This window comes from Streptomyces sp. NPDC001843, assembly GCF_042891955.1.
Lineage (GTDB): Bacteria > Actinomycetota > Actinomycetes > Streptomycetales > Streptomycetaceae > Streptomyces.
In genome coordinates this window covers 23,404-46,985 of sequence record NZ_JBIATQ010000015.1, presented here as the reverse complement: position 1 = coordinate 46,985, position 23,582 = coordinate 23,404, and the positions used below count along the sequence as shown (strand labels likewise).

General features: G+C 72.1%; 25 protein-coding genes. 19 read left to right on the top strand and 6 right to left on the bottom strand.

The features are described from left to right. Positions 1–110 precede the first annotated feature (110 nt). From ACFYZQ_RS32080 to ACFYZQ_RS32070, 3 genes are all read right to left on the bottom strand, one after another. Positions 111–857 carry an IPT/TIG domain-containing protein gene (locus tag ACFYZQ_RS32080; RefSeq protein WP_389155380.1) on the bottom strand — a complete coding sequence of 249 codons (747 nt, stop codon included), beginning with the start codon at positions 855–857 and terminating at the stop codon, positions 111–113. 393 nt (positions 858–1,250) lie between these two features. Beyond that, a complete protein-coding gene (locus ACFYZQ_RS32075) occupies positions 1,251–3,092 on the bottom strand; it encodes a diguanylate cyclase domain-containing protein (RefSeq protein WP_389155378.1) in 1,842 nt (613 codons plus the stop codon). Between the two features lie 212 nt (positions 3,093–3,304). After that, complete coding sequence (locus ACFYZQ_RS32070) at positions 3,305–4,696, bottom strand: glycoside hydrolase family 43 protein (protein WP_389155375.1); 1,392 nt, start codon at positions 4,694–4,696, stop codon at positions 3,305–3,307. 195 nt (positions 4,697–4,891) lie between these two features. Between ACFYZQ_RS32070 and ACFYZQ_RS32065 the strand changes: the two genes are divergently transcribed. From ACFYZQ_RS32065 to ACFYZQ_RS32055, 3 genes are all read left to right on the top strand, one after another. After that, positions 4,892–6,316: an amidase gene (locus ACFYZQ_RS32065; protein ID WP_389155372.1), complete on the top strand. Its 1,425-nt coding sequence runs from the start codon at positions 4,892–4,894 to the stop codon at positions 6,314–6,316. A 29-nt stretch (positions 6,317–6,345) separates the two neighbouring features. Further along, complete coding sequence (locus ACFYZQ_RS32060) at positions 6,346–6,564, top strand: hypothetical protein (protein ID WP_389155370.1); 219 nt, start codon at positions 6,346–6,348, stop codon at positions 6,562–6,564. Between the two features lie 132 nt (positions 6,565–6,696). Further along, complete coding sequence (locus tag ACFYZQ_RS32055) at positions 6,697–8,187, top strand: flotillin family protein (RefSeq protein ID WP_389155367.1); 1,491 nt, start codon at positions 6,697–6,699, stop codon at positions 8,185–8,187. Positions 8,188–8,218: 31 nt separating this feature from the next. Here the strand turns inward: ACFYZQ_RS32055 and ACFYZQ_RS32050 are convergent, their stop codons facing one another. After that, positions 8,219–8,641: a MarR family winged helix-turn-helix transcriptional regulator gene (locus ACFYZQ_RS32050; protein WP_389155364.1), complete on the bottom strand. Its 423-nt coding sequence runs from the start codon at positions 8,639–8,641 to the stop codon at positions 8,219–8,221. Positions 8,642–8,702: 61 nt separating this feature from the next. Between ACFYZQ_RS32050 and ACFYZQ_RS32045 the strand changes: the two genes are divergently transcribed. Then, complete coding sequence (locus ACFYZQ_RS32045) at positions 8,703–9,506, top strand: alpha/beta fold hydrolase (protein WP_389155361.1); 804 nt, start codon at positions 8,703–8,705, stop codon at positions 9,504–9,506. A gap of 10 nt (positions 9,507–9,516) precedes the next feature. After that, on the top strand, positions 9,517–9,963 hold the full coding sequence (locus tag ACFYZQ_RS32040; protein WP_389155358.1) for a type II toxin-antitoxin system PemK/MazF family toxin: 447 nt from the start codon (positions 9,517–9,519) through the stop codon (positions 9,961–9,963). On the opposite strand, the gene ACFYZQ_RS32035 is transcribed toward ACFYZQ_RS32040, so the two are convergent. Beyond that, positions 9,948–10,772, bottom strand: a complete 825-nt coding sequence (locus ACFYZQ_RS32035) for a TIGR02452 family protein (protein WP_389155356.1) — start codon at positions 10,770–10,772, stop codon at positions 9,948–9,950. The two genes, ACFYZQ_RS32040 and ACFYZQ_RS32035, sit on opposite strands and share 16 nt — an antisense overlap. Positions 10,773–11,027: 255 nt before the next feature. On the opposite strand from ACFYZQ_RS32035, the gene egtA reads away from it, so the two are divergent. The 5 genes from egtA (at position 11,028) to ACFYZQ_RS32010 (ending at position 15,728) form a co-directional block, all read left to right on the top strand. Further along, positions 11,028–12,353 (top strand): ergothioneine biosynthesis glutamate--cysteine ligase EgtA, encoded by a 1,326-nt coding sequence (gene egtA / locus ACFYZQ_RS32030; protein WP_389155353.1) that lies wholly within the window; start codon positions 11,028–11,030, stop codon positions 12,351–12,353. Then, on the top strand, positions 12,350–13,666 hold the full coding sequence (gene egtB, locus ACFYZQ_RS32025; RefSeq protein WP_389155351.1) for an ergothioneine biosynthesis protein EgtB: 1,317 nt from the start codon (positions 12,350–12,352) through the stop codon (positions 13,664–13,666). Before egtA ends, egtB begins: the two co-directional genes overlap by 4 nt. After that, positions 13,666–14,445 carry an ergothioneine biosynthesis protein EgtC gene (gene egtC, locus ACFYZQ_RS32020; protein ID WP_389155348.1) on the top strand — a complete coding sequence of 260 codons (780 nt, stop codon included), beginning with the start codon at positions 13,666–13,668 and terminating at the stop codon, positions 14,443–14,445. The genes egtB and egtC overlap by 1 nt, the downstream gene beginning before the upstream one ends. Further along, positions 14,442–15,404, top strand: coding sequence for an L-histidine N(alpha)-methyltransferase (gene egtD, locus ACFYZQ_RS32015; RefSeq protein WP_389155345.1), 963 nt, complete (start codon positions 14,442–14,444; stop codon positions 15,402–15,404). Before egtC ends, egtD begins: the two co-directional genes overlap by 4 nt. Before the next feature lie 108 nt (positions 15,405–15,512). Then, entirely contained in the window at positions 15,513–15,728 is a 216-nt protein-coding gene (locus tag ACFYZQ_RS32010; protein WP_389155343.1) for a dodecin, read from the top strand. Positions 15,729–15,790: 62 nt separating this feature from the next. Here ACFYZQ_RS32010 and ACFYZQ_RS32005 read toward each other — a convergent pair whose 3' ends face one another. Further along, a complete protein-coding gene (locus tag ACFYZQ_RS32005; protein WP_389155340.1) occupies positions 15,791–16,282 on the bottom strand; it encodes a hypothetical protein in 492 nt (163 codons plus the stop codon). A gap of 101 nt (positions 16,283–16,383) precedes the next feature. Between ACFYZQ_RS32005 and ACFYZQ_RS32000 the strand changes: the two genes are divergently transcribed. The 9 genes from ACFYZQ_RS32000 (at position 16,384) to ACFYZQ_RS31960 (ending at position 23,576) form a co-directional block, all read left to right on the top strand. Next, entirely contained in the window at positions 16,384–16,797 is a 414-nt protein-coding gene (locus ACFYZQ_RS32000) for a (2Fe-2S) ferredoxin domain-containing protein (protein WP_389155337.1), read from the top strand. A 166-nt stretch (positions 16,798–16,963) separates the two neighbouring features. Then, positions 16,964–18,544 carry a hypothetical protein gene (locus ACFYZQ_RS31995; RefSeq protein ID WP_389155334.1) on the top strand — a complete coding sequence of 527 codons (1,581 nt, stop codon included), beginning with the start codon at positions 16,964–16,966 and terminating at the stop codon, positions 18,542–18,544. Next, positions 18,531–19,076, top strand: a complete 546-nt coding sequence (locus ACFYZQ_RS31990) for a hemerythrin domain-containing protein (RefSeq protein WP_389155331.1) — start codon at positions 18,531–18,533, stop codon at positions 19,074–19,076. The genes ACFYZQ_RS31995 and ACFYZQ_RS31990 overlap by 14 nt, the downstream gene beginning before the upstream one ends. After that, positions 19,073–20,164 (top strand): hydrogenase expression protein HypE, encoded by a 1,092-nt coding sequence (locus ACFYZQ_RS31985; RefSeq protein WP_388789399.1) that lies wholly within the window; start codon positions 19,073–19,075, stop codon positions 20,162–20,164. The genes ACFYZQ_RS31990 and ACFYZQ_RS31985 overlap by 4 nt, the downstream gene beginning before the upstream one ends. Positions 20,165–20,234: 70 nt before the next feature. Further along, on the top strand, positions 20,235–22,031 hold the full coding sequence (locus ACFYZQ_RS31980; protein ID WP_389155329.1) for a nickel-dependent hydrogenase large subunit: 1,797 nt from the start codon (positions 20,235–20,237) through the stop codon (positions 22,029–22,031). After that, a complete protein-coding gene (locus tag ACFYZQ_RS31975; RefSeq protein ID WP_389155326.1) occupies positions 22,024–22,569 on the top strand; it encodes a NifU family protein in 546 nt (181 codons plus the stop codon). Before ACFYZQ_RS31980 ends, ACFYZQ_RS31975 begins: the two co-directional genes overlap by 8 nt. Beyond that, positions 22,566–23,180, top strand: a complete 615-nt coding sequence (locus ACFYZQ_RS31970; RefSeq protein ID WP_389155323.1) for a DUF5947 family protein — start codon at positions 22,566–22,568, stop codon at positions 23,178–23,180. The genes ACFYZQ_RS31975 and ACFYZQ_RS31970 overlap by 4 nt, the downstream gene beginning before the upstream one ends. Before the next feature lie 12 nt (positions 23,181–23,192). Next, positions 23,193–23,399 (top strand): hypothetical protein, encoded by a 207-nt coding sequence (locus ACFYZQ_RS31965; RefSeq protein WP_389155320.1) that lies wholly within the window; start codon positions 23,193–23,195, stop codon positions 23,397–23,399. Positions 23,400–23,417: 18 nt separating this feature from the next. After that, the gene (locus ACFYZQ_RS31960) at positions 23,418–23,576 is read left to right on the top strand and encodes a hypothetical protein (protein ID WP_389155318.1); all 159 of its coding nucleotides are present in this window, start codon (positions 23,418–23,420) and stop codon (positions 23,574–23,576) included. Positions 23,577–23,582 lie beyond the last annotated feature (6 nt).

The following is a 23,582-nucleotide window of genomic DNA, read 5'->3' as shown; positions in this document are numbered from 1 at the left end:
CTTCAGTACGGACACGTCCGTGTACGCGGGTCGGGCCCGTCCGGGCGGTGGGGGGCCGCCGCCCGGACGGGGGTTTCGTCGCCTCCGCTGTGCGAAGGCCGCCGGCTGGATCAGATGCCGGGCCCGGCGACGTAGGTGAACGCGCCGGTCGCCGTGTCGGACCCGGCCGGGTTGGTCACCGTCACGTCGGTCACGCCCGCCGCGCCGGGCGGGGTGACCGCCGACAGCGTGGTGGTGTTGATCACCGAGAACGGTGCCGGGGTGCCGCCGAAGGTGACTGATTCGGTGGTGTCGAGGTGGGTGCCGGTGATCGTCACCGCGGTCCCCCCAGAGGTCGGACCGGAGGCGGGGACGACGGTCGTGATGGTCGGGACGTCCACGTAGGTGTAGGTCAGACCGTTGTTCGTGCCGCCCGCGGTGGTCACGCTGACGCCGACCGGTCCGGCCGCCGCACCGGCCGGCACGGTGACGGTGAGCTGGTTGTCGTTGACCACGGTCGGGGTGGCGGTCACCCCGCCGAAGGAGACGCTGGTGGCCGTGGACAGGCCGGTGCCGCTGAGGCTGATGGTGTTGCCTCCGGCCAGCGGCCCGGAGGTCGATCCCAGGGACGACTTGAACGGGGCGCCGACGTAGAAGAACGGCACCGGGTTGCTGGTACCGCCCGGGGTGGTGACCGTGACGCCGACCGTGCCGGTTCCCGACGGCGACACGGCGGTGACCTGGGTCGGCGACACCTGGGTGACGTTGGTGGCCGACTTGGTGCCGAACTTCACCGAGCTGGTGTTGGCCAGGTTCGTGCCCGTGATGGTCACGAGCGTCCCACCGCCGGTGGAACCCTGGTTGGGGGTGATAGGCATGACGCGCTCCTCGCTGCTTGATGGGGACATGCGAGGAACCGGCGAGGGACACCCGGTCACCGAGGTCGCGCCGCCTGGGATCGAGCCGCCGTCAATGGCATGCCTCGCCCTTGTCCCGATCCCCACGGGCGCTGTCGGTGGTGCCGGACCCAGGGCGACCGAAGGGACGTCTCCCGCTCACACGGCGGAAGTCACAGCAGCCCGCGTCGCCTCCCCCTGGGCACAGAGAAAACCGGCAAGCGCTGCCCGTCTCGACGTTCCCCCGGCACGGGGATGGGCAGCCCGCCGGTTCACACTCACAGTGACGCACAGCTCCATTCGAGCGACAAGGGGTCCACCATCGCATCACCCGAACGGAGTAGTTGGCAACCGTACGGCCACGCCCCTGCGAGGTTACGGAAGTCCGACTTCCTGGCTTTGTTCCTGCAAAGCCAGATGGACGCGAATACCGCACTTCCCTGCGGCTTTCGCCGCGTACATGGCCTGGTCGGCATGGTCCAGGAGTTCCTCGGGCGTCATCCCCGCGGTGGCCACCGCGATGCCGATGGAGGCCGAGACCGCCGCACTCGTGCCGCCGATGCGGTAGGGCACGGTGAGGGCGGACAGAATACGCTCGGCCACCTCCATGGCCGGCGGAGGGCATGTGCCCGCCTCCGCCTCCAGCAGAACGGCGAACTCGTCGCCGCCGAGACGCGCTACGGTGTCCGAGTCCCGCACCGAGGTCCGCAACCGCCGGGCGGCGTGGACGAGTAGGGCGTCGCCCGCGGCGTGTCCCAGGGAGTCGTTCACCGACTTGAAGCCGTCCAGGTCGAGGAACAGCACCGCCGGCGGACGCGTGCCGACGCTTCGCTTCCGCAAGGCGTGCGCGACCCGGTCGGCGAACAGCCCGCGGTTGGCCAGGCCGGTCAACGTGTCATGGTAGGCGAGACGTTCGAGCTGCTCCTGGTGTCTGGTCCGCTCGGTCACGTCACGGCTGCTGAAGATCATGCCCTCGGGGTGGTGGCCGATCGTCGACTCGACGTGACGCCACTGCCCGTCCGCGGCCAGCACCCGGCAGGAGACATAGCGGACCGGCCCGCGGATGCCGGAGCGGGCTTCCCGCAGCAGGTTCTCGATGGCCTGCCGCAGCGGGGGCAGGTCCTGGGGGTGGCAGTACAGGGGCAGCGGGGCCCCCACCAGGTCCCCGGGCCGGTAGCCGAAGACGGTGAGCGCGGCCGGACTGGCATAGCGGACACGGCAGTCCAGATCCGCGATGGTGATCACGTCGCGCGAGCCGTCGACCAGCGTCCGGTAACGCTCCCCCTGGGCCGCGGCGTCGGAGGTGACCCGCAGGTGGTCGGCGTGCACGACGGCCTGCCGGACACCGAGCGCGACGAGCACGGAACCGGCCAGCACCATCATGCCGGGGTCGACGCGGCCACCGCTCAGTGTGTGGGCCGCGAGGGCCAGCGCGCAGACGGCCACCGGGACGAAGGAGGCCACCACCCCGACGACGGGCATCATCCGCTGGTCGACGCTCATCACGTCGGCGCCACCCGGCAGCCAGGGCACGGCGGCGACGAGGAACAGACCGGTCATCGCGCAGCTGCCCACGAGCGGAACACCGCACCAGGTCGCCTCGGCGGGGGCCGGCAGGACGCGCGCGGCGTCGCTCAGGAAGAGGAGGACGAGGGCCAGGGCGGACAGGGTGCCGGCCGTCCGCTCCCGGGGGTGCTGGCAGTACCGCAGAGCCACCAGGAGACCCAGTACGACGATGTCCGTCACCACGCGCGCGAGCCACGGTACGGACCGGGGCACACCCCCGCCTTCGGCCGAGCGGTGCTGCAGGAGCACCCAGCCCAGCGTGATCAGCGAGCCCGCGATCATCCATCCGTCCAGAACGCGCCGGACCCATGTCGTGACCGTGCCGCTGTCCGCGGCGGCCACCAGCAGGCCGGCGACGCTCAGCCCCAGACAGCCGACGATCCCGGCGGCCGCGAGAAGCTGGACCACGGCCTGGAGCAACCCGGCGGACGGCAGACCGGACGCAGGGAGCCGGTGCGCGAGAAGGTGGTGAAGACCGCCGGCCGCCACCGCGGCGACGAACAGCAACAGGCGCAGCCGCACCCTGCCCGAAGTGGTGCGCGCCCGCACGAAGAGCGAGAGGGCGGCCAGCGCGTAGGCGGCGGGCACCCCCACGCCGACCGGCAGGGACACGCCTGCCACGACCCCGGCCGCCAGGGCGGCGGCGAGCACGGCGCCCGCACCCGGAACGGACCCGCCTCGCCGCACCCACCGCCGCATCAACGCCACCCCCCAGACAAGACCGTCGAGCGGCAGGCCGGAAAATGCCTGCGACAACTCGGAGGAAAAAAGGGTAGGCCGACATTCCGGTCAACTGGCCTGGACCAGGGAGTGGTTCACCTGAAATAACGACAACCGCCACACGCGGGCGAGTGGCGGGGCCGTCAGGCCCAGGCGGTCACCGGCAGGAAGGAGCTGTCCTGCCGGAACAGATCCGTGCCGTCGCACACGTCGACGCGCAGCTGGTAGCCGTAGTGGCGCAGGTAGTGGCCGGGATAGTTGTACGACTCGAGGCGGACCGAGCCGCCGACCGCGCCCGTGCGGGCGATGAAGGTGGCGTCCTTCGCGAACGTGGTCGTGCCGTCGTTCGCGTCGAAGCGGCCGCGGAAGCCGTAGTGCCGCAGGTACTTGCCCGAGGCATCGCGGAAGGAGAAGGCGTTCGCGTCGGCGAGACCCGCCACGACCGTGAAGCTCGAGGCCTGCTTCTCTGCGGAGGTGGCGGCGCCGGTGACCACCGGCAGGTCGAGCAGTGCCGTCGAGGGCTGCTCCTGCCAGTAGCGGGTGGGGTGGTTGGCGGACCGGAAGGAGCGGGTGACGCCCTTGGCGAGGGACGGGCCGCCGGACACGGTCTCCTTGACGACGGTGAAGTGGCGTGCCGTGCCCGAGACCGAGGGGAGGGCCTTGGGCGTGCTCCAGGTGGCGAAGCCGTCGTGGCTGTCGCTGTAGTAGTAGGTGCCGTCACCGTAGCCGTCGAAGAAGATCCGCCAGGCGCCGTTGTCGAGCTGGATCACGGACGGGCCCTCGCGGTAGCTGCCCCAGCCGGCCCAGTCGCCGGTCCGGGAGATCGTGTACGGTCCGGCGAGCCGGGCGGCGGTGGCGTACTCGATGTACTTCGTCGTCTCGTTCTTGGTGAAGGCGTGGTACGTCGAGCCGGTCCGCACGACGAACGTGTCGATGTGGTTGCCGCCGATGCCGGAGAGGGCGACGGGGGGACTCCACGCCGTGAGCGACGTGTTCGTGGCCTTCAGCAGGTACGGCATGAAGATCCACTCGTCGTCGGTGGTCGAGCAGGACACGATGACGTGGACGCTGCCGTCGGCGTCCACGAACCACTCCGGCGCCCACGCGCGGGACAGGTTCGCGACCGGGACCGTGTAGTCGTACAGGAACGTCCAGGCGAGCCGGTCGGAGCTGCGCGCGAAGCCGATCGTGGTGCTGACGTCCTGCCAGGTGTGGGTGGTGTAGGTGAGGTAGTAGTAGCCGTCCGTGTGCCTGAAGACGCTCGCGTCCCGGATGCGGTTCGCCGGCGGCGTGTAGGCGGCGGCCCGCACGAGCCGGAAGTCGGTGGCGTCGTCCGACTGGTACACGTCGACCGTGCCGTCGTCGCTGTCGAGGAACGGCACGATCGTGTAGCGCGTGGCGGATCCCCCCGCGGGTGCGGCGGCGGCGGCGCCGAGCAGGCCGGGCAGCTCGCCGAGCACGACCGCGGACGCCGGCAGGGCGGCCAGCGTGCGCAGGAGGGTGCGGCGGGACGGGGCGGGACGACTGGTGGTCACGGGCGGCTCTCCCTGGGAACTTGAGCAACGTTCGACTTGGCGAACAAAGTTCGAGAAGTCGATCAGAAGGTAGGGGTGCGACAGGTGCACGTCAATGATTCCGACGTGGCCGGGTGCCACCTGTGGAAAAGCTGTCTGTTGCGGCCCGCGGACGTTACCGTTCGGTAGACGACGTGTTCCCGGAGGTGTCCCGCAATGACGCTCGACCGTGCCGCAGGCCTGGCGGAGTCCGCTCGCGCGCTGGCCGACGGGGAGGTGACCTCCCGCGTCCTCGTCGAGGCGGCCTTGGCGCGGATCGAGGCCACCCAGGGATCGCTCAACGCCTTCCGGATCGTCCGGGCCGAGGCCGCGCTCGCCGAGGCGGACGCCGCGGACCGGGAACTGGCCACCGGGACCCGGCGTCCGCTGCTCGGGGTGCCCGTCGCGGTGAAGGACGACATGGACGTGGCCGGGGAACCCACCGCGTTCGGCTGCTGCGGCACGTTCCCGCCGGTGCCCGAGGACGGCGAGGCGGTACGGCGGCTGCGCGCGGCGGGGGCGGTGATCGTCGGCAAGACCAACACCTGCGAGTTCGGGCAGTGGCCGTTCACCGAGGGGCCGGCCTTCGGCGAGACCCGCAACCCGTGGAACACACGGCACACACCGGGCGGCTCCTCCGGAGGTTCGGCCGCCGCCGTCGCCGCCGGGCTGGTCCCGGCCGCGCTCGGCTCCGACGGCGCGGGGTCGGTCCGTATCCCGGCTTCCTGGACGCACCTGATCGGCGTCAAGCCGCAGCGCGGCCGCATCTCCACCTGGCCGCGCGGCGAGTCCTTCCAGGGCATCACGGTCAACGGCACGCTGGCCCGTACGGTCGCCGACGCGGCGCTGCTGCTGGACGCGGCGAGCGGCAACCACCCCCTCGACCCGCACCGCCCGCCCGCCGTCGAGGCCGCCCGGGCGGTCGGACGCGACCCCGGCCGGCTGCGCGTCGCCCTCGCCCTCAAGCCGCCCTTCACCGCCGTGCCCGCCCGCCTGCGGCCGGAGGTACGAGACCGGGTCGTGGAACTCGCCGGTAAACTGGCCGCGTTGGGGCACTCTGTCGAAGAGGCCGACCCGCCGTACGGGCGGATCGGGCTGACCTTCGTGCCGCGTGCCACGGCCGGCATCGCCGAGCGGGTCCGCGAGGCCCCCGAACCCGCACTGCTCGACCGGCGCACCCACGGCGCCGCCCGTCTGGGCCGGCTGCTCGGCGGGGCCCCGCTGCGGGCGGCCCGGCGCGCCGAGGCGGTCATGCACCGCAGGATCGGCGCGTTCTTCCGGTCCTACGACGTCGTCCTCGCGCCGACGACCGCCGCTCCCCCGCCCCTGATCGGCGCGTTCCTCGACCTCGGCGGTCTGGCCACCGACCGCGCAATGATCGCCGCCTGCCCCTACGCCTGGCCGTGGAACGTCCTTGGCTGGCCCGGCGTCAACGTCCCCGCCGGCTTCGTCGACGGCGGCCTGCCGGTGGGCGCCCAGCTCCTCGGCCCGGCGAACAGCGAGCCGCTGCTGCTCTCCCTCGCAGCCCAACTGGAGGCGGAACTGCGGTGGTACGACCTGTGGCCGCCGGAGCCGAGCACGGCCGCCGTCGAGGCGGCGTGAGGCAGCCGTCGAGGACCTACCCTGTGGCCATGGACGATGCGTCGATGGTCGGGCTGATGGGGCGGGTCACCGGGACGATCGGGCCCGGGCTGGTCGGCGAGGTGATCGTCCGGGTGCGGGGCGGCGCGGAGCACTTCCTCGCCTACGCGGCCGACGGCCGCAGCCGGATCGAGCCGGGCACGGTGGTGATGGTGGTCGAGCACCTGCCGCCGAGAACGGTGTACGTGGCTCCGGCGTACGACAGTTGAGCATGCTTCACCGCAGGTGAGGCGGTTCGCGTCAAGATTGCAACAAGGATGTGCCTGCGTCTTCTCCCGTGACCTGCCGAGGAGCACACTCCCTTCGTTCGGTGCCGAGAGGGCACCATGCAAAGGGGGCGTATGCCGATGGTTGTCGGCGTCGTTGCGGGGGCGGCGGTCGTCGCCGTTCTCGTGTTGATCGGTCTGTTCAAGATGATGTGGCGGGTCGCCGAGCCGAACGAGGCGCTCATCATCTCCGGTTCCAAACACCGTACCGAGGGCCTCGAGGAGGGCATGGGGTTCCGCATCGTCACCGGGCGCGGCACGCTGGTGCTGCCCGGTGTACAGGCGGTGCGCAAGCTCTCCCTCGATCTGAACGAGACCGAGCTGCAGGTGGACTGCGTGACCCACCAGGGCATCCCGCTGAAGGTGCGGGGCGTGGTCATCTTCAAGGTGGGCGACGACTTCGTGTCGATCGCCAATGCCGCCCGGCGTTTCCTGGACCAGCAGAAGCTGATGTCGGAGCGGGTGCACAACGTCTTCGCCGGTCATCTGCGCTCCATCGTGGGCGGGTTGACGGTGGAGGACATGATCCGTGACCGGGAGAAGCTGACCGGGCAGACCCGGGCGGCCTGCGGTACGGAGATGGAGAAGCTGGGCCTGATCGTCGACTCTCTGCAGATCCACGAGATCGAGGACCCGACCGGGTACATCCAGAACCTGGCGATGCCGCACGCGGCGGCCGTCCAGCGGGACGCGCGCATCGCCCAGGCGGAGGCGAACCGTCTCGCCACCGAGGCGGAGCAGCAGTCGTTCGCCCGGATGGCGGAGGCCACCCGGGACAGCGAGATCCTCCAGGCCGGCTACCAGGCCGAGCGGGACAAGGCGGCGGCCAGGTCCCGGCAGGCCGGTCCGCTCGAGGACGCGGCCGCCCGGCAGGAGGTCGTCGTCCAGGAGACGCGGGTCGCCGAACTCGAGGCGCACCGGCGCGAGCAGCAGCTCCAGGCCGATGTCCGCAAGCCCGCAGACGCCAAGGCCTACGAGAAGCGCACGCTGGCCGAGGCGGAGCGCGACGCCCGTATCTCGGCGGCGCAGGCCAAGGCGAAGGAGACGGAGCTGGCGGCGGCGGCCGAGGCGACCCGGGTCAAGACGGCCGCGGGCGCCGAGGCCGAGGCGACGAAGTCCCGGGGTGCGGCCACCGCGGCGGCGACCCGGGCCACCGGTGAGGCCGAGGCGGCCGCCGCTCAGGCCAGGGGTCTGGCCGAGGCCGAGGCGGCCAAGGCCAAGGGTCTGGCGGAGGCGGAGGCGATCAAGGCCCGCGCCGCCGCCCTCGCCGAGAACCAGGAGGCGGTCGTCGCCCAGCAACTCGCCGAGAACTGGCCGGAGATCGTCCAGGCCGGCGCGTCGGCCTTCGGCAACGTCGACAACATGGTGCTGCTCAACGGTGCCGACGGGATGGCCGAGTTGTTCGCGAAGGCGCTCACCATGGGCGGCACGGGCCTCGGTCTGGCCCGCCAGCTGCTCACCTCGATGAACCACAACGGGCAGGGTCCGGTCGGCACTTCGCCTCTGAACGGGGTGGTGACGCCGCCTCCGGCGCAGACGGTGCCGGTGGAGGACGACGGGAGGTAGTCCCGGGGGCGATGCGGGGCGGCGCACGCGGTCAGCGTGCGCCGCCCTCGTCGTTCAGGCGCCTGAGCAAGGTCAGCAAAGTGGCCCGGTCCGCCTCCGGCAGGGCGGAGAAGCACTCGGCGAGCACCTCGTCGGCGACGCGGTGGCCCGCCGCCAGGACCTGTTCGCCCGTGGGTGTGAGGTGGTGCTCGATGCGCCGGCCGTGGCCCGGCCGGCGCTCGACGAGACCCTGGGCGGCCAGCCGGGTCATGAGCGCTCCGAACGCCTGCTCGGTCTGGAAGGTGGCCGCCGCCAGCTCGCGCGCGGACGCGCCGGGCGAGCGGCCGATCGCGCGCAGCGCGTCCCACTGGGCGAGGGTGGTACCGACGGCGGAGAGGGCGCTGTCGAGGGCCCGGTGCTGCCGGTACTGGGCCTGTTTCACCGCCCGGCCGAGAACTTGCAGGTCATCACGCATGAACCGAGCCTAACGCATGACTAAGCTAGCTTATATAAAGATCTTTAGTTAGACTCACCGCATGATGACCGATCAGATCACTCATGTGTACGCCGACCTGCCCCTCACCCTCTTTGAAGCCGGCACGGGCCGGCCGGTGCTCGTCCTGCACGGCGGCGGCGGCCGGGCCACGGTCGCCGGGCTCGCCGACCGGCTGTCCGCGACCGCACACGTCCTCACGCCCGTACACCCCGGCTGGGACGGCACCCACCGCCCCGACTGGCTGACCGGCGTCGACGACCTGGCCCTCGCCTATCTGCACCTGCTGCACGACCGGGGCCTGGAGGACGTCCTGGTCGTCGGGTCCTCGCTCGGCGGCTGGATCGCCGCCGAGATGGCCGTGCGCGACACGGCGGGCCTGATCACCGGCCTGGTCCTCGTCAACGCGGTCGGTGTGCACGTCCCTTCGGAACCGGTCACGGACTTCTTCGCGCTCGACGCCCGCGCCGCCGCTGAGCACTCCTGGCACGACCCCGACCGCTTCCACGTCGACCCCGCCGACATCCCCGCCGAGGAACTCGCCCGCCGCCAGGGCAACATGGCCACCATGCGGGTCCTCGCCGGGGACCCGTACATGCACGACCCCAAGCTCCTGCGCCGCCTCGCTCGCGTGCACCAGCCCGCCCTGCTGCTGTGGGGCGAGAGCGACCGCATCGCCACCCCCGCGTACGGGGCGGCCTATGCCTCCGCCTTCGCGCGGGGGCGGTTCGAACTCGTTCCCGAGGCCGGCCATCTCCCCCAGCTCGAACGGCCGGACGCCACCTTCGCCCTGATCGAGGACCATCTGCGCCGGACCGGTGAACAGGCCTCGTACGACACCCCGTAAGGTGCCCCGCGTGACAGCCTTCGCCGAAGAGAACGTCCCCGGCCGCCACGGCCCCCGCGCCACCACCGAGGCCGACCCCCGCGAGGTGGGCCCGGTGCGCACCGAGTACTCCCCCGCGCACGACGGCGACCCGGACCCCGGGGAGATCGTGTGGATCTGGGTGCCCTTCGAGGAGAACGACGGGCGGGGCAAGGACCGCCCGGTGCTCGTGGTCGCCCGCGAGGCGGCGGGCACGTTCCTCGCCGTGCAGCTCTCCAGCAAGCGGCACGACGGAGACCGCGAGTGGGTGGCGATCGGCAGCGGCCCCTGGGACCGCTCGGGGCGCGACTCCTGGGTCGACGTGGACCGCGTCCTGCGGCTCCACGAGGAGGGCATGCGCCGGGAGGCGTGCGCGCTGGACCGCGGCCGGTTCAACCTGGTCAGGAACCGGCTGCACGAGCGCTACGGCTGGAGCTGACGCTCCGGGAAGGCCCGCTCGAAGGCCTCGCGCACCACGGTCCCCGGTGTGCGGTCCAGGATTCCGAACACGACGTGCTCGAAGGTCCCCGCGAACCGCCCGCCCGGGCCGAGCAGTGCGCGGAAGGCGGCCGCGACCTGCGCGGGGTCGCATCGGAAGACCCCGCAGCCCCAGGCGCCCAGCACCAGCCGCCGGTACCGGTGCGCCGCGGCGGTCTCCAGCACCCGCTCGGCGCGCGCCGACAGGGCGGACGGCAGCTCGGAGGCACGCTCCGGGGCCGTACGCCGGACGACTCCCGCGTTCGGGGCCGGCGAGGTCAGGAACCCCGCCGCGTACGGCTCGTCCAGCAGACGGCCGCGGTCGTCGCGGAAGACGGGCACGGCCGGTGAGTGGATGACACGGTCCGTGTAGAACGGGTCGCGGTGGGCGCGATGGTGGTCGTAGTACTCCGGGGCCCTCAGCAGGCACGTGTACAGGGCGGAGGCGCGGCACAGGGCCTCCTCCTGGGCCTGGGCGCCGTTCAGGTACCCGCCGCCCGGATTTCGGGCCGAGGCGAAGTTCAGGACGGCGGCCGGTCCCACGAGCCGGCGGGCGGCCTCCAGGCTGCTCTCGCCGGTGACCTCGAAGACCGTGTCGGCCCCGGGGGCCGCCGGCACCGGCACCGGGCCGGGGCCGTACATCCGCGTTCCGGCCCGCGCGGCCTCGATCGCCGCTGCCAGCGGCACCTCGTGCCCGCCGGGCGCGCGGTAGGCCCCCGCCGCCACGATCTCCTCGGTCTCCCGCGCGATGCCGCGCAGGCGCGCGCTCATGGCGCCACCCCCGTCGGCGCCATGACCACGGCCCGCGCGGCCTCCCCCGTCGTGCTCATGAACGCATCGTGAGCGATGCTGGTCCTGCGGTGCAACAGAGTTTCCCAGCCGTGGAAAGAGAGGTTGCGGTACACCGTTGCCCCGATTTGCACCCTTGTGCGAATCGGCGAGAAGGTCTTGGGTGGAACGGACGATGCCGACCCGGCCGACCCGGGCCAGGTCGGCGGCATGGTGGAATCTCAGGAGGATCCCGACATGTCCGATACATCTGGAACCGGTTCGGCCGGCGACTGCGGCGACTGTACGGAGCACCGCACCGCCGTCACCGAACCCGAGGTGGAGGCCCTGGTCAGGGGCATCTGCTTCAAGACCGGACCGCCCCGCACGCTCGGGGTCGAAGTGGAATGGCTCGTGCACGAGCTGCGGACGCCGCAGCGCCCGGTGACACCCGCACGACTCGAAGCGGCATACGCCGCACTGCGCACCGTCCCTCTGGGGTCGGCGCTCACCGTGGAGCCCGGCGGCCAGCTGGAACTGAGCTCGCCGCCCGCCGCCTCCCTCATGGAGTGCATAGGCACCGTGTCCGCCGACCTGGACGCCGTCCGCGCCGTCCTGGCCCAGGACGGCCTCGGCCTCGTCGGCGTCGGCCACGACCCCTGGCACGAGCCCCGCAGGTTCCTGCGCCAGCCCCGCTACGACGCCATGGAGGCCTGCCTGGACCGCACGGGTGCGGCGGGCCGGCACATGATGTGCGCCTCGGCCTCCGTCCAGGTGTGCGTCGACGCCGGGCACGAGGAGCCCGGCCCGCTGGGCCACGAGCGGCGCTGGTGGCTGGCGCACCAGCTGGGCGCGGTCCTGGTGGCCGCGTTCGCCAACTCCCCGCTGGCCGCCGGGCAGCCGACGGGCTGGCTGTCCACGCGCCAGCTGATGTGGATGGAGATCGGTGCGGGCCGCGCCGGCGCGCCCCCGCCCGACGGGGAGCCCCGTACCGCCTGGGCCCGGCACGTGCTGGACGCCCCGGTGATGTGCGTACGGCTCGACGGCGCCCCCTGGGAGGTGCCCGACGGGCTCACCTTCCGGGACTGGATCCGCAAGGGGGAGCCCCGGCCGCCGACCCGGGCGGACCTCGAGTACCACCTCACCACCCTGTTCCCGCCGGTCAGACCGCGCGGGCACCTGGAGCTGCGCATGATCGACGCGCAGCCCGGCGACGACGGGTGGATCGTGCCGCTCGCGGTGACGGCCGCGCTCTTCGACGACCCCGAGGCCGCGGAGAGCGCGTACCGGGCCGTGAAACCCCTGGCCGAGCGGGCCCTCGCGCTGCCCGCCCCGCACAACCCGCTGTGGACCGACGCGGCCCGGTACGGTCCGGCCGACCCTGAGCTTCGGGAGGCGGCCGTCGCCTGCTTCACGGCGGCGCTGGAGGCGCTCCCCCGGCTCGGCGCCACCACCGCGGTCACGGACGCCGTCGCGGCGTACCAAGACCGCTATGTCGCCCGGGGCCGCTGCCCCGCCGACGACCTGCTGGACAGCCTGCGCGGCACGGCCGCCCGCACCCACGGGAAGGACATCCGCCCATGACCGCCCCCGACCTCGACCTCGAGGCCGTCCGCGAACGCGCGCTGGCCTCCCTGACCACGGCACGCGACCGGACCGCCCTGCTGACCGGCTGCGTCGACGAGCCCGACCTCACCACCCAGCACTCGCCGCTGATGTCGCCGCTGGTGTGGGACCTCGCCCACATCGGCAACCAGGAGGAGCTGTGGCTGCTGCGGACGGTCGGCGGCCGGGAGCCGATGCGGCCCGAGATCGACGGCCTGTACGACGCCTTCGAGCACCCGCGCGCCGAACGGCCCTCGCTGCCGCTGCTGCCGCCCACCGAGGCCCGTAGCTACGTGGCGGAGGTGCGCGGACGCGCCCTCGACCTGCTGGAGAGCACCGCGCTGCACGGCACCCGCCTGACCGAGGCGGGCTTCGCCTTCGGCATGATCGCCCAGCACGAACAGCAGCACGACGAGACGATGCTGATCACCCATCAGCTCCGCAAGGGCCCGCAGGCCCTGACCGCACCCGACCCGGACCCGGCCCCCCTGTTCACCGGACCGGCCGAAGTCCTCGTGCCCGGTGGCCCGTTCACCATGGGCACCTCCACCGAGCCCTGGGCGCTGGACAACGAACGTCCCGCGCACCAGGCCGAGGTGGCTCCCTTCCGTATCGACACCACGCCGGTGACGAACGCCGCGTACCAGGCGTTCATCGAGGACGGCGGCTACGAAACCGAGCGCTGGTGGACACCGGAGGGCTGGGCGCACATACAGGCCAACCGCATCGGGGCACCGCAGTTCTGGCGCCGCGACGGCGGCCAGTGGCTCAGGCGCCGGTTCGGGGTCACCGAGGTGGTCCCGCCCGACGAGCCGGTGCTGCACGTGTGCTGGTACGAGGCCGACGCCTACGCCCGCTGGGCCGGGCGCCGGCTGCCCACCGAGGCCGAGTGGGAGAAGGCGGCCCGGTACGACCCCGCGACCGGGCGCTCCCGGCGCTACCCGTGGGGCGACGCCGACCCGGGGCCCGAGCACGCCAACCTGGGCCAGCGCCATCTGCGCCCCGCCCCGGCGGGCAGCTACCCGGCGGGCGAGTCGCCGCTCGGCGTACGGCAGTTGATCGGCGACGTGTGGGAGTGGACGGCGAGCGACTTCCTGCCGTACCCGGGCTTCACCGCGTTCCCGTACAAGGAGTACTCGCAGGTGTTCTTCGGACCGGAGTACAAGGTGCTGCGCGGCGGCTCGTTCGCCGTGGACCCGGTGGCCTGCCGGGGCACGTTCCGCAACTGGGACTACCCGATCCGGCGGCAGATCTTCTCCGGCTTCCGCACCGCCCGCTCGGAGGACGTCTGATGTGCCGCCATCTGGCGTACGTGGGTCCGCCCGAGTCGCTGGGCCGGCTGATCACGGAGCCTCCGCACGGGCTGTACCGCCAGTCGTGGGCGCCGCGGCGCCAGCGGTACGGCACGGTCAACGCCGACGGTTTCGGCGTCGGCTGGTACGCCCCGGACGACCCGGTGCCGGCCCGCTACCGGCGGGCCGGGCCGATCTGGGCGGACCAGTCCTTCGCCGATCTGGCCCGGGTGGTCCGGACGAACGCGCTGCTCGCGGCGGTGCGCGACGCCACCCTGGCGGGCGCGGACGCGGAGGCCGCGGCGGCACCGTTCGCGGCCGGCCGCTGGCTGTTCAGCCACAACGGCGCGCTGAAGGGCTGGCCGCACTCCGTGGCGCCCCTCGCCGCCGCGCTGCCCCCGGTCGATCTGCTGTCCCTGGAGGCGCGCACCGACTCGGCGTTCGTCTGGGCGCTGGTCCTGCACCGTTTGCACTCCGGCGAGGATCCGGGCCGAGCCATGGGTGAAACGGTTCTCCAGGTCGCGGAGGCGGACCCGGCCTCCCGGCTCAACCTGCTGCTCACCGACGGCGAGACCGTCACCGCCACCGCCTGGGGCGACACCCTCTGGTACCTCGCGGAGCCCGGCCGCGCCGTGGTGGCCTCCGAGCCCTACGACGACGACCCGCGCTGGCACGAGGTCCCCGACCGCACCCTGCTCTCGGCCGACCGCGCCGGCGTGGGGCTGACCCCACTGAAGGACCTGGTCCCCGTAGCACCTCCGAAGGAGCACTGCACGTGAGTCCCCTGCACGTCACCCGCACCCTCCCCGAGGACGCGACGGACGCCGCGCTGCGCGCCGACGTCCGGCACGGCCTCACCACCGACCCCAAGACGCTGCCGCCGAAGTGGTTCTACGACGCCCGGGGCAGCGAGCTGTTCGAGCGGATCACCGAACTGCCCGAGTACTACCCGACCCGTGCCGAACGGGAGATCCTGACCGGCCGCTCCGGCGAGATGGCCGCCGCGACCGGGGCACGCACCCTGGTGGAGCTGGGCTCCGGTTCCTCGGAGAAGACGCGGTACCTGATCGACGCGCTCACGGAGCTGCGTGTCTACGTCCCGGTCGACGTCAGCGAGAGCGCGCTGACCCAGGCCGGCCAGGCCCTCGCCGAGGAGCGGCCGGAGCTCGAAGTGCACGCCCTGATCGCGGACTTCACCGCCGCGCTCGCCCTCCCGGACACACCCGGTCCCCGGCTGGTGGCCTTCCTGGGGGGCACCCTGGGCAATCTGCTGCCCGCCGAACGCGCCGCGTTCCTCGCCTCGGTGCGGGCACTGCTCTCGCCGGGCGACGCCCTGCTGCTGGGCACCGACCTGGTCAAGGACGAGGGGGTGCTCGTCCGGGCGTACGACGACGCGGCCGGGGTGACGGCCGAGTTCAACAAGAACGTGCTGTCCGTCGTCAACCGTGAACTGGGCGCCGACTTCGATCCCGGTGCCTTCGAGCACGTGGCGCTGTGGGACGCGGGGAACGAGTGGATCGAGATGCGGCTGCGCTCCCGCGCGGCGCAGACCGTGAAGATTCCCGCGCTGGACCTCGCGGTCGACTTCGCGGCGGGCGAGGAGCTGCGCACCGAGGTGTCGGCGAAGTTCCGGCGGGACGGGATCACCGCCGAACTGGCTTCCGCCGGACTTGAGCTGACCCAGTGGTGGACGGACTCCCGGGAACGCTTCGCGCTGTCGCTGAGCACGGTCCGGTGAGCGGAGGGGGCCCGCGCGCGGGCCCCCTCGACGCCTCGCGTTCCGTCTCCGCATACGGCACGGTGGAGTGACGCGTGACACACCCGTCACGGTGGAGAGGAGCATCCCATGTCTGACCACGTCTACCGGGTCACCGAGATCGTCGGCAGCTCCCCCGAGGGCGTCGACCAGGCCATCCGCAACGGCATCGCGCGTGCCGGCCGGACCCTGCGCAACCTGGACTGGTTCGAGGTGACACAGGTCAGGGGCGCGATCGCGGACGGCGAGATCGAGCACTGGCAGGTCGGCCTGAAGGTCGGCTTCCGCCTCGAGGACGAGGACTGACCGGCCCGGTCCCCTCAGGTCCGGCCCTCCTCGGGCCCGGGTCTCCTCAGGTCCGGCTCTCCTCAGGTCCGGCCCTCCCGCTCCTGGGCGTCCGCCAGCGCCGCCGACCGCTCGGCCCAGCGGGCCCGTACGACGCGGAACCCGGCCCGCTCGGCGTCCGCGCACACCAACTCGTCGTCGTCCACGAGGACCCGCACCTCGCGGTCACGGGCCAGACGGCGCAGGATCTCCAGCTTGGTGTGCCGGGCGGGCCTGCGGTCGGCGTCGCGCCGCATGAAGACCCGCCCGTCCGGCAGGCCCTGCGCGGCGAGCCAGTCCAGCGTGTCGCGCCAGCAGCGCTCGGGCCGCCCGGTGAGATAGACGATCTCGCATTCCTCGGCGCTCGCCCGGGCCAGCGCCACGCCCTCGGACAGCGGCGGGTCCGCGGGCGCGGCGGCGAAGAAGGCGTCCCAGTCCCGCGGCTTCGCCTCCAGGAACCGCTGCCGGTGCGTGGTGTCGGCAAGGGTGTTGTCGAGGTCGAACACGGCGAGGGGACGCTTGCTGCTCTTCGTCACACACCCACCGTAGGCGCCCCGGCACCCGACGCCCCCCGGGGGCGGCCGGCGATCGGCACCGGACGGAGGATCATGCTTCTCCCATGCCGTCTTCTTCTCCCATGCCGTCTTCTTCTCCCGCGCCCCGGCCCGCCCCCGGCTCCGTCCCGGGCCTGCCCTGCACCGTCGTCGTCTGCCGCGGCTGCTGCTGCGGCAACCCGGGCAAACACCCCGGTACCGACCACGCCGGCCAGCTGCGGCGGCTGCGGGACGCGGCGGCCGAGGGGGGGTTCGCGGTGCGTACGACCGAATGTCTCGGGCCGTGCGACCAGGCCAACGTGCTGGTCGTGCGACCGTCGGCCGAGGGACGGCGGGCCGGTGGCCGCCCGGCGTGGGTCGGGTTCGCGATGGACGACGACTGCACCGCGGAGGTCGCGGATTGGGCTGCTGCCGGCGGCCCCGGAGTCGCCGAGCCGCCCCTCGCGCTGGAGTTGCAGTTCGTCCGGGCGCCACGCGGGGGCCGGGTGCGGCGGTGAGTCCAGGAAGGTGCGTACCGGGCGCCGGATACGCCCATCCCCGCCGAACGCGCGTCCGCGCGGCCTCGCTCGCCCGAGTGGCCCAATCCCGGTGGCTCACGGGAGGCCGAGCGGTGTGAGCGATGTGACGCTGGTGGAAGGGATGACCGGCGTGACAGGAGACAGGATGGTGGACGGTACCGCTCGCAGCGGATGCGCTGCGCTCGCATCACGTGACGAGGCGCTCCAGCGGCTGCGCACGGTCGCCGACGCCGTGCTCTACGAGGGCTACCTCCTCTATCCGTATCGCCGGTCGTCCCCCAAGAACCGGGTGCGCTGGCAGTTCGGCGTCCTCACCCCGCGGGAGTGGGCCGAGCGGGACGGGGCGGTCGCGCCGGGTGTCTCCGGCTCGGTGGACTCCTGGTACCAGCAGACCGAGTGCCTGCTGCGAGCGTCCGGCGACGCCCGGCTGCGGGTGACGGTGCGTTACCTGCAACTGCAGCGCAAGCAGGTGGAGCGGTCCACCGGTGACGGCGGTCACCGGCCGGTGGAGGAACTCCAGGTGGGCGCGGACGTCCATCTGACCTTCGACGAGGCGGTGCCCCGCGAGGCGGAGATCGACGTACCGCTGGCCCGGCTCCTGCAGGGCGCCCACCGTACGACGGTGGGGTCGCCCGGCGGTGCGGGAACGGAACGGCTCACCGGCGGGGCGGGCAGGGTGGTCCGCCGCCGTGACCCCGTGCACGCGGTGACGACGGTCCGGGCCGAACGGCTCGGGGACGACGGCGACGACGGCACCGCGCTCTACCGGCTGCGGGTGCGCACCGAGAACACGGGGTCCATGCCCGACGCCACGGTGCCGCGCGCCCAGGCCCTGCGGCACGCTCTCATGGCCACCCACACGCTGATCGGCGGCGACGGTGTGGAGTTCCGGTCCCTGATCGACCCGCCCGAGGCCGACGAACGGTACGCACGCGAGTGCCGGAACGTGCACACGTTCCCCGTCCTGGGCGGTGAACCGGGCCGTGGCGACGTGGTCCTGTCGGCGCCGATCATTCTGCCGGACCACCCCCAGGTGGCGCCGGAGAGCCCGGGCGACCTGCACGACGCCGCCGAGATCGACGAGATCCTCAGTCTGCGCACACTGCTGCTGACGGACGAGGAGAAGCGCGAGGCGCGGGCCACCGACCAGCGGGCCGCGGACATCCTGGACCGGGTCGAGTCCATGCCACCGGAGATGTTCGCCCGCCTGCACGGCGCGATCCGCTCCCTGGAGCCGGTGACCGGCGCCACGGCGAACTCGTCCACTCCGCACGGCTTCGCCGCACCTGCCACCGACCCGTCGGGCACGGCACCCACCGACCCGACCGCAACCGCGGTGGACCCGAACGCGCCCGGCCCGACCCCACCGGCCACCGCCCTCCGCGGACCGGCCCCCTGGTGGCAGGAGGGCGGTGACGAGGGCCTGTCGCCGACGACCGACAGTGCCCTGGTGGACGGGGTGCCCGTGGCGGCCGGCAGTGCCGTACGGCTGCGGCCGGCCGGGCGGGGGGCCGACGCGCAGGACATGTTCCTGGCCGGCCGGACGGCGCGTGTGGCGGCGGTCTTCCATGACGTGGACGGCAGTCTGCACCTGGCCGTCACCCTCGACGACGACCCGGCGGCGGAGCTCAACGCCTGGTACGGCCGGTACCTCTACTTCCGCCCCCACGAGCTGGAGCCGCTGACCACCGCCGCGCACGAGGGAGCGCCGCATGGACGCCCTTGAGCTGCTCGTCCACGACCACCGCAGGGTGGAGCAACTGTTCCGCGACTACCGCTCCGCCGCCTCCGACCGGCAGCGCCGGAGCGTCGTCGAACTGCTCGTGCGGGAACTGTCCCGGCACGCCGCCCTGGAGGAGATGTACGTCTACCCCCTGGCGAAGAAGGTCCTCCCCGACGGCGCACGCGAGATCGCCGAGCACCTCGGCGAGCACATGGCGGTCAAGGAGACGCTGCTCGCCCTTGACCGGCTCGACGAAGGGGACGAGCGCACCGACGAACTCGTCGCCGGGCTGCGGCGCGAGATCGAGGAGCACGTACGCGAGGAGGAGGACGTGCTCATGCCCCGGCTGCGCGCGGCCGTCTCCCAGCAGGAACTCGACGATCTCGGGCGGCTGTTGACGAAGGCCGCACAGGGCGTGCCGACCCGCCCCCACCCCCACGCGCCGGACCGACCACCCGCGCTCACCTTCGCCGGGCCCGTGGCCGCGGCGTACGACCGACTCAGGGACCGATTGCAGCGGAGGCCCAGGACATGACCACCCAAAGCGGCACCACCGAAGTCAGCCAGGACACCAGCCGGTCCGAAGCACGCGAGGGCTTCGACGAGATCACCATCCTGTGGATCTCCGAGGGCATGAGCTGCGACGGCGACACCGTCTCGATGACGGCCGCCGGCCAGCCCTCCATCGAGGACGTGGTACTGGGCCTGATCCCCGGCCTGCCGAAGGTGAACCTGGTCAACAAGGTGCTCTCCCCGAGCCTGGGCGGCGAGGACTTCCTCGCGCCCTACCGGGCGGCGGCGAGCGGCGAGCTGGGCACTCCGTTCATCCTCGTCATCGAGGGGTCGATCCCCAACCAGAACATCATCAAGGGCGACGGCTACTGGACGTCGTTCGGCAACGACCTGGAGACCGGCGAGCCGCTGACCCTGAACTGGTGGATCGACCAACTCGCCCAGAAGGCCTGGGCCGTGGTGGCCGTCGGCACCTGCGCCACCTACGGCGGCATCCACGCGATGGCGGGCAACCCCACCGGCAGCATGGGCCTCGCCGACTACCTCGGCTGGGACTTCAAGTCGCAGGGCGGCCTGCCGGTGGTCAACGTGCCGGGCTGCCCGATCCAGCCGGAGAACTTCATGGAGACCCTGGTCTGGGTGCTCTACCACGCGGCCGGCTCCGCTCCCCCGCCCCCGCTGGACCACATGCTGCGTCCGCAGTGGCTGTTCGGGAAGACCGTGCACGAGGGCTGCGACCGGGGCTCGTACTACGAGCAGGCCAGCTTCGCCCGCGACTACAACTCCCCCAAGTGCCTGGTGAAGACCGGCTGCTGGGGCCCGGTCGTCAACTGCAACGTGCCCAAGCGGGGCTGGATGGCCGGCATCGGCGGCTGCCCCAACGTCGGCGGCATCTGCATCGGCTGCACGATGCCCGGCTTCCCCGACGCGTTCATGCCGTTCATGGACGAGCCGCCCGGCGGAACCCTGTCGTCGCTGGTCATCAAGCCGTACGGGGCGGTCGTGCGCCGGCTGCGCGGTCTGACCAACGACATCGTGAACCAAGAGCCCAAGTGGCGTCACAACAAGCGCAAGCTGACCAGCGGTTACGACCCGCATTGGCGCGCCTGACGCGGCACCCCGGGGGGGGAGGGGGGACCACCACTCACCGGAAACCGAACAGCAAGGGGCAGCAAGTCAGATGACGACAACCGAGGCCCGGTCCACGGGGCGCAAGCCCGCCCAGCTCGTGGACATGTCCTGGGATCCGATCACCCGGATCATCGGCAACCTGGGCATCTACACGAAGATCGACTTCGCCAACCGGGAAGTCGTCGAATGCCACAGCACCTCGTCGCTGTTCCGCGGCTACTCGGTGTTCATGAAGGGCAAGGACCCGCGCGACGCCGGTTTCATCACCTCGCGCATCTGCGGGATCTGCGGCGACAACCACACCACCTGTTCGAACTACGCCCAGCAGATGGCGTACGGCGTGAAACCGCCGCGACTGGCCGACTACATCACCAACCTCGGTGAAGCAGCGGAATACATGTTCGACCACACGATCTTCCAGGACAACCTGGTGTTCGTGGACTTCTGCGAGGCCATGGTCAAGTCCACCAACCCCGGCCTGCTGGCCCGCGCCGAGCGCACCGACGCGCCCCGCGGCGAGATCCACGGCTACCGGACCATCGCCGACATCATGAAGGCCTTCAACCCCTTCGAGGGCGAGGTCTACAAGGAGGCGCTGAAGGTCAGCCGGGTGACCCGGGAGATGTTCTGCCTGATGGAGGGGCGGCACGTCCACCCGTCGACGCTGTACCCCGGTGGTGTCGGCACGATGCCGCAACCGACCACCTTCACCGACTACCTCAGCCGGCTGATGCACGTCATCGACTTCGTGAAGAAGGCCGTCGCCATGAACGACGACGTCTTCGACTTCTTCTACGAGGCGCTGCCCGGCTACGAGGAGGTCGGCAAGCGGCGCATCCTGCTGGGCTGCTGGGGCGCCTGGCAGGACCCGGACGTCGTCGACTACCGCTACGAGACGATGAACGAGTGGGGCAAGGCGATGTACGTCACCCCGGGCGTCATCGTCGACGGGAAGCTGGTCACCAACAACCTCATCGACATCAACCTCGGCATCCGCATCATGCTGGGCAGCTCCTACTACGAGGACTGGGTCAACGAGCAGCCGTTCGTCACCCGCGACCCGCTGGGCAACCCGGTCGACATGCGCCACCCGTGGAACCAGACCACGGTGCCGGTGCCGCAGAAGCGCGACTTCAACGACAAGTACAGCTGGGTGATGAGCCCGCGCTGGTTCGACAAGAGGACCGGCGACCACCTCGCCCTGGACACCGGCGGCGGTCCGCTCGCCCGGCTGTGGTCGACCGCGCTGAGCGGTCTGGTGGACACCCCGTACATCAAGGCCACCGGCCACAGTGTGCGGATCTCGCTTCCCAAGGGCGAGAGCCTGCCGGAGACGACGCTCGAGTGGCACATCCCCAAGTGGAGCAACACCATCGAACGGGACCGCGCCCGGCCGTACTTCATCGCCTACGCCGCCGCCATGGCCCTGCAGTTCGTGGAGGAGGCCATGGGGCTGATCCGGGCCGGCGACACCAAGGTCTTCGAGAACTTCGAGGTGCCGGACGAGGCGATCGGCTGCGGCTTCCACGAGGCGGTGCGCGGTGTCCTCTCCCACCACCTGGTGATCAAGGACAAGAAGATCGCCAACTACCACCCGTACCCCCCGACCCCGTGGAACGCCAGCCCGCGGGACATCTACGGCACGCCCGGCCCGTACGAGGACGCCGTGCAGGGCCAGCCGATCTTCGAGGAGAACGGCCCGGACGACTTCAAGGGCGTCGACATCATGCGCACCGTGCGCAGCTTCGACCCCTGCCTGCCGTGCGGTGTGCACATGTACGTGGGCAAGGGGAAGACCCTGACCACGCTGCACTCGCCGACGTACGGAGCCGCCGCCCATGGCTGACGGCACCCGCCTCGACGAGGCGTCCCTGACCGCTCGGCTGGCCCGCCTGGACGGTCTGCTGGAGCGTCTGGAGGGCACCCCGGGCCCGACCGCCCGGGAGGCCGTCGAGGCGGTACGGGCGCTCACCGAGGTCTACGGCGAGGCACTGGCCAGGATCCTGGACCGCGCGGACGCCGCCCTGGCCGGGGCGCTGGCCGAGGACGAGCTCCTGGGGCATCTGATGGTGCTGCACGGCGTTCACCCGGAGCCGGTGGAGACCCGGGTGACCCGGGCCGTGGAGCGGATCGCCGGGGAACTGCGCGAACGGGGCGGCGACCTGGAACTGGCCGGCATCGAGGAGGCGGTGGTCCGGGTCCGTCTGGCGGTCAAGGGCTGTGGCTCGTCGTCCGCCGGGGTCCTGGAGGCGGTCCGTGAGGCGGTGCTCGGGGTGGCGCCCGAACTGCAGGCGGTGGAGCAGGTGCAGGACGCCCCCGCCCCCGCGTTCGTACCGCTGGACACGCTCACCCACCGTGTCCGGCAGCCGCAGGGGGCACCGTGACCGGCGGTGCGCTGGCCCGGGTCATCCGCTCGGCCGCCGAGCGGCGGACGGCCGCCGAGGAGCTGTGCGACCTGTGCGCGGCTCCGGTGCCGGACGACCACCGCCACCTCCACGACGGCGCGCGGGAGGAGGTGCTGTGCGCCTGTCGGCCCTGCGCGCTGCTGTTCACCGAGGGCGACGAGAGCGACGGGCGCTACCGGCTGATCCCGCTGCGCCGTCTCCGGCTGCCCCCGGTGGACACCGGGTCGCTGGGCGTGCCCGTGGGACTGGCCTTCTTCGTCCCCCGGGCGGACGGCACGGTCCTCGCGCACTACCCGAGCCCGGCGGGCGCCACCCGCTGGGAGGTGGACGCGGAGGCCTGGCGGAAGGTCGTCGCCGGCTGTCCGGAGCTGGCGACCCTGGCGCCCGAGGTGGAGGCACTGCTGGTGAACACCGCCCGGGGCCTCGACCACCACTGGATCGTGCCGGTCGACGACTGCTTCCGCATCGTCGGGGTGGTACGCCAGGAATGGCGGGGTATGTCCGGTGGAGAGACGATTTGGGCGGCACTGGAGCGGTTCTTCGCAGAGCTGGCCGCCACGCAGCCGGGGACACCGGCCGCACGACCGTGAGGAGGACACCCCATGGGGAGCATCCGGGTCGGAAGACCACAGGCGAAGCCCGACACGCCCACCCACGTCACCGGCCTACACCAGGGCAACAAGGGGCCGTACCAGCACCAGACCGGGCATCACGAGGACGGCACCTCCGACGCGCGCCGGTCGACCGGCATCCACTGGAAGAAACACGACACGATCATGAAGATCATGCCGAACATCTCGCCGGGCTGAGCGGCGTAGGGAGCGAACATGGCAACTGTGACGGCCAAACGCGTACTGACGGCTGAGGCGGTGCTCCTCGGGAGCGCGGTGCTGGGCCTGCTGGTCTGGGAGCTGCCCGGCCTGGTCCGCGAGATGAAGATCTGGCGCATGGCTGGTTCCTCCTCCGGAATCCGGCACCGCCGCTGACCGCAG

Bases quoted from the DNA above. Each gene is read 5' to 3' on its own strand.
- ACFYZQ_RS31960 (WP_389155318.1), top strand. From the start codon at position 23,418: ATGGCAACTGTGACGGCCAAACGCGTACTGACGGCTGAGGCGGTGCTC.
- ACFYZQ_RS31975 (WP_389155326.1), top strand. From the start codon at position 22,024: ATGGCTGACGGCACCCGCCTCGACGAGGCGTCCCTGACCGCTCGGCTG.
- ACFYZQ_RS32055 (WP_389155367.1), top strand. From the start codon at position 6,697: ATGCCGATGGTTGTCGGCGTCGTTGCGGGGGCGGCGGTCGTCGCCGTT.
- ACFYZQ_RS32035 (WP_389155356.1), bottom strand. From the start codon at position 10,772: ATGAGCGCGCGCCTGCGCGGCATCGCGCGGGAGACCGAGGAGATCGTG.
- ACFYZQ_RS31980 (WP_389155329.1), top strand. From the start codon at position 20,235: ATGACGACAACCGAGGCCCGGTCCACGGGGCGCAAGCCCGCCCAGCTC.
- ACFYZQ_RS31990 (WP_389155331.1), top strand. From the start codon at position 18,531: ATGGACGCCCTTGAGCTGCTCGTCCACGACCACCGCAGGGTGGAGCAA.
- ACFYZQ_RS32000 (WP_389155337.1), top strand. From the start codon at position 16,384: ATGCCGTCTTCTTCTCCCGCGCCCCGGCCCGCCCCCGGCTCCGTCCCG.
- ACFYZQ_RS32010 (WP_389155343.1), top strand. From the start codon at position 15,513: ATGTCTGACCACGTCTACCGGGTCACCGAGATCGTCGGCAGCTCCCCC.
- ACFYZQ_RS32060 (WP_389155370.1), top strand. From the start codon at position 6,346: ATGGACGATGCGTCGATGGTCGGGCTGATGGGGCGGGTCACCGGGACG.
- egtC (WP_389155348.1), top strand. From the start codon at position 13,666: ATGTGCCGCCATCTGGCGTACGTGGGTCCGCCCGAGTCGCTGGGCCGG.
- ACFYZQ_RS32050 (WP_389155364.1), bottom strand. From the start codon at position 8,641: ATGCGTGATGACCTGCAAGTTCTCGGCCGGGCGGTGAAACAGGCCCAG.
- ACFYZQ_RS32080 (WP_389155380.1), bottom strand. From the start codon at position 857: ATGCCTATCACCCCCAACCAGGGTTCCACCGGCGGTGGGACGCTCGTG.
- ACFYZQ_RS32045 (WP_389155361.1), top strand. From the start codon at position 8,703: ATGATGACCGATCAGATCACTCATGTGTACGCCGACCTGCCCCTCACC.
- ACFYZQ_RS31995 (WP_389155334.1), top strand. From the start codon at position 16,964: ATGGTGGACGGTACCGCTCGCAGCGGATGCGCTGCGCTCGCATCACGT.
- ACFYZQ_RS31985 (WP_388789399.1), top strand. From the start codon at position 19,073: ATGACCACCCAAAGCGGCACCACCGAAGTCAGCCAGGACACCAGCCGG.
- ACFYZQ_RS31965 (WP_389155320.1), top strand. From the start codon at position 23,193: ATGGGGAGCATCCGGGTCGGAAGACCACAGGCGAAGCCCGACACGCCC.
- egtA (WP_389155353.1), top strand. From the start codon at position 11,028: ATGTCCGATACATCTGGAACCGGTTCGGCCGGCGACTGCGGCGACTGT.
- ACFYZQ_RS32065 (WP_389155372.1), top strand. From the start codon at position 4,892: ATGACGCTCGACCGTGCCGCAGGCCTGGCGGAGTCCGCTCGCGCGCTG.
- egtB (WP_389155351.1), top strand. From the start codon at position 12,350: ATGACCGCCCCCGACCTCGACCTCGAGGCCGTCCGCGAACGCGCGCTG.